Raw genomic sequence first — 3,595 nt, forward strand, 5'->3', positions numbered from 1 at the left:
GGCGGACGTCCGCCTCCGCGTACACGGACGTCACCGGACCGAACAGCACCAGCGCCTGGTCCACCAGGTGACTACCCAGGTCGTACAGCAGACCTCCGATCTCTGCCGGGTCGCCGGACTCGCGCCAGCCGCCCTTCGGCAGCGGACGCCAGCGCTCGAAGCGGGACTCGAACCGCCATACGTCACCGAGTTCGCCGTCGGCGAGGAGCTTGCGCAGCGTGAGGAAGTCGTTGTCCCAGCGGCGGTTCTGGAAGACGGACAGCAGCAGACCGCGCTCCTCGGCGAGCGCCGCCAGCGCGCGGGCCTCCGCCGCCGTCCCCGCGATCGGCTTGTCGACGACGACCGGCAGCCCCGCGTCGAGCGCGGCGGTCGCCAGCGGGACATGTGTCCGGTTCGGGGACGCGATCACCACCAGGTCCAACTCGCCCGCCCGCGCGAGGAGTTCGTCCGGCGACGCGACGACCCCGGCGCCCGGGTGCTCGGCGCGCGCCTGCGCCTGGCGGTCCGGGTTCGAGGTGACGACCGTGTCGAGGGTCAGGCCCTTCGTCGTGCCGATCAGCGGGGCGTGGAAGACGGAACCCGCGAGGCCGTAGCCGATCAGGCCCACGCGGAGGGGGTTCGCAGCAGCGCCAGTACTCATGCCGTCCACTTTGGCAACGCTGTTGCCAAAGTGCAAGCGCGGGCGAGAATGGAGCCGTGAACAGGACGAACGACCCGGGGCGTACGACGGGCACCAACCTCCTCGCCGTGCGCGGGCACAACACCGCGCTCGTGCTCGACCTGCTGCGCACGGCTGGCGCCGACGGGATCAGCCGCCTCGAACTCGCCGAGCGGACCGGGCTCACCCCGCAGGCCGTCAGCAAGATCACCGCGCGGCTGCGGGAGGAGGGCCTCGCGGCGGAGGCCGGCCGCCGCGCCTCCACCGGCGGCAAGCCCCGCACCGTCCTGCGGCTCGTCCCCGAGGCGGGGCACGCCGTGGGGGTGCACCTCGACCGGGACGAGCTGCGCGTGGTCCTCGTCCGGCTGGACGGGCGGGTCGCCGCGGCGCGGCTCGGGCCGAGCCGTACGGAGCAGTTGGCGCGCCGGGTGAGCACGCTGGCGGAGAGCCGGGCGGGTCTGGTGGACGCCGTGGACGCGGAACGGCGGCGTATCGAGCGGGACTTGCACGACGGGGCGCAGCAGCGGCTGGTGTCGCTCGCCGTGAACCTCGGGATCGCGAGGGCGACGCTCACCGGACTGCCGCCGGACGCGCGGCGGGTGCTGGACGAGGCGCACCGGGAGGCGAAGGAGGCGATCGAGGAACTCGGGGCGCTGGTACGGGGGTTGCATCCGGCGGTGCTGGAGGACCGGGGGCTCGACGCGGCGCTGTCGGGGCTCGCGGGGCGGGCGCCGATCCCGGTGCGGGTGCGGGTGGAGCTGTCGGCGCGGCCGTCGGCGACGGTCGAGTCCGTCGCCTATTTCGTGGTGTCGGAGGCGCTGACGAACGTGGTGAAGCACGCGGAGGCTTCGCGGGCCGAGGTGTCGGTGGAGCGGTTCGGGCCGACGCTGCTGGTCGTGGTCGGCGACGACGGTGCGGGCGGGGCCCGGGTCGGGGCCGGGAGCGGCCTCGCGGGGCTGGTCAAGCGGGTCGCGGCGGTGGATGGGAAGCTGTCTCTCGACAGCCCTGTGGGAGGGCCGACCGTGCTGACCGTGGAGTTGCCGTGCGTGCCGTGATCGCCGAGGACTCGGTGCTGCTGCGGATCGGGGTCGTCAAGGTCCTGGAGCTGGCCGGGTTCGAGGTGGCGGCCGAAGTGGGCGACGCCGAGGGCCTGTTGGGCGCGGTGCGGGAGTACCGGCCGGACATCGCGGTGGTGGACGTGCGGATGCCGCCCGGCTTCACCGACGAGGGGGTGCGGGCGGCGCTGGTGATCAAACGCCAGTGGCCGGAAACCGCCGTCCTGCTGCTGTCGCAGTACGTGGAGGAGCGGTACGCGGCCGACCTGCTCTCCGCGCACACCACGGGGATCGGGTACCTCCTCAAGCAGCGCGTCGCGGACGTCGAGGAGTTCGCGGGCACGGTGCGCCGAGTGGCCGCCGGGGGCACCGCGCTGGACCCCCAGGTCGTGTCCCAGCTCCTGGCACGCCGGCACAGCGACCCCCTCGACCGGCTCACGCCGCGTGAGCGCGAGGTGCTGGAGCTGATGGCGGGCGGGCGCTCCAACGCGGGGATCGCGGGGCGGTTGGTGGTCAGCGAGAGCGCCGTGGCCAAGCACATCAACAGCATCTTCACGAAGCTGGACCTGCCGAGGGCGGACGCGGACCACCGGCGGGTGCTGGCGGTGCTGCGGTTCCTGGGCGTCGCCTAGGGCCTGTCCGGCGGATCAGGCCGCAGTCGCGGGGGCGCAGCAGGATGACGTTCATGAGAGACATGGGGGATGTGTCGCCGTACGAAGCCCGGGATGCGGCCGAATTCGTCGCGGTGATGCGGCTGTTGAAGGAGCGGTCGGGGCTGACCTACCGGGAGTTGGAGGTGAAGGCGGCCCGCAACGGGGACGTGCTGGCGCGCAGCACGCTGGCCGATGTGCTGGGGCGCGCGAACCTGCCCCGGCCCGATGTGGTCGCCGCGTTCGTCAGGGCGTGCGGGGACGGGGAGCGGGTGGGGGTGTGGCTGGAGGCGCGGGAGCGGATCGCTTCGGGAGCCGTCGCGCCGGTCGACGCTGAACCGGGCGCAGGCGCCGAGGAGTTGTCCTCGGGGCCCACACCCCGCCGGTTCACAGTGCGTACGGGCGTCCTCGTCGCCGTGTGCGTGCTCCCGTTGCTCGGGCTGGGGCTGTGGTGGCTGCTCGGCGACGACAACGACGACAACGGCGGTTCCGGGGACGCGCGGGCGGCGGCGCTGAGCGGGTGGGTCACCATCCGGCCCGCCCGGACGCCGGAGCTCTGCCTCACCGACGGGCGCGACCGGGCGGGCGCGTACCCCAACGCCGTCGCGGTGCAGTTGCCGTGCGCGCAGGCGACCGTACCGCGTACGTATCTCGAACCGGCCGGGGAGAACCTGTACCGCGTCCAGTGGCATCATCCGCAGGAGGGGCGGGGGTGCCTCACGGTCATGAACTCCGGCCCGGGGAAAGGGATGTTGGAGCCCCGTAACGACTGTTCGCAGGGCACGCTGTTGCGGCTGGAGGCGGTCGGGGACGCCTTCCGGTTCCGGGTGGTGAGCAGTGGGCGGTGCATCGGGGTCGCCGACGCGAAGGAGGGCGCGGAGGCGTCGGAACGGCGGTGCGGGGACTCGGCGGACCAGCGGTTCCTGGTCCGGCGGGACTGACGGGGTACGTGAACTACCCGCCGGCTGACCGGTGTTGACCGGCGTTGCCCCGGGGCGACGCCGGAGCGGCTCAGGGCTGGAGGCGTTCGTGCGTCCAGGTGCCCGTGCCGGTGCCGGGACGGTCGTAGCGCAGGCGCCGGTGGAGGCGGTCGGGGCTGCCGTACCAGAACTCGACGGCGGTGGGGACGAGGCGGTAGCCGGTCCACTCGGCGGGGCGGGGGACGTCCGCGCCGGCGGCGACCAGGGATCGCGCCTCGGCGCGCAGGGCGTTCTCGCCGGCGAGGGGGCGGC

At 73.8% G+C, this 3,595-nt stretch carries 5 protein-coding genes; 3 read left to right on the forward strand and 2 right to left on the reverse strand.

Annotation, left to right across the window (positions count from 1 at the left end; genetic code table 11):
• A partial coding sequence (locus AOK24_RS15915; RefSeq protein WP_420876667.1) for a Gfo/Idh/MocA family oxidoreductase occupies positions 1 to 640 on the reverse strand: 640 nt, incomplete at its 3' end.
• 56 nt (positions 641 to 696) lie between these two features.
• On the opposite strand from AOK24_RS15915, the gene AOK24_RS15920 reads away from it, so the two are divergent.
• Genes AOK24_RS15920 through AOK24_RS15930 form a run of 3 tightly spaced genes read left to right on the forward strand, consistent with a single transcriptional unit; the run spans position 697 to position 3,304 of the window.
• Positions 697 to 1,713, forward strand: coding sequence for a histidine kinase (locus AOK24_RS15920; protein WP_079056834.1), 1,017 nt, complete (start codon positions 697 to 699; stop codon positions 1,711 to 1,713).
• Complete coding sequence (locus AOK24_RS15925; RefSeq protein WP_055720737.1) at positions 1,701 to 2,345, forward strand: response regulator transcription factor; 645 nt, start codon at positions 1,701 to 1,703, stop codon at positions 2,343 to 2,345. Before AOK24_RS15920 ends, AOK24_RS15925 begins: the two co-directional genes overlap by 13 nt.
• A 53-nt stretch (positions 2,346 to 2,398) precedes the next feature.
• The gene (locus AOK24_RS15930; protein WP_240553948.1) at positions 2,399 to 3,304 is read left to right on the forward strand and encodes a helix-turn-helix domain-containing protein; all 906 of its coding nucleotides are present in this window, start codon (positions 2,399 to 2,401) and stop codon (positions 3,302 to 3,304) included.
• Positions 3,305 to 3,374: 70 nt separating this feature from the next.
• On the opposite strand, the gene AOK24_RS15935 is transcribed toward AOK24_RS15930, so the two are convergent.
• A partial coding sequence (locus tag AOK24_RS15935) for a pyridoxine 5'-phosphate oxidase C-terminal domain-containing protein (protein WP_276206837.1) occupies positions 3,375 to 3,595 on the reverse strand: 221 nt, incomplete at its 5' end.

The sequence above is a fragment of the Streptomyces niveiscabiei genome (assembly GCF_001419795.1).
Lineage (GTDB): Bacteria > Actinomycetota > Actinomycetes > Streptomycetales > Streptomycetaceae > Streptomyces > Streptomyces niveiscabiei.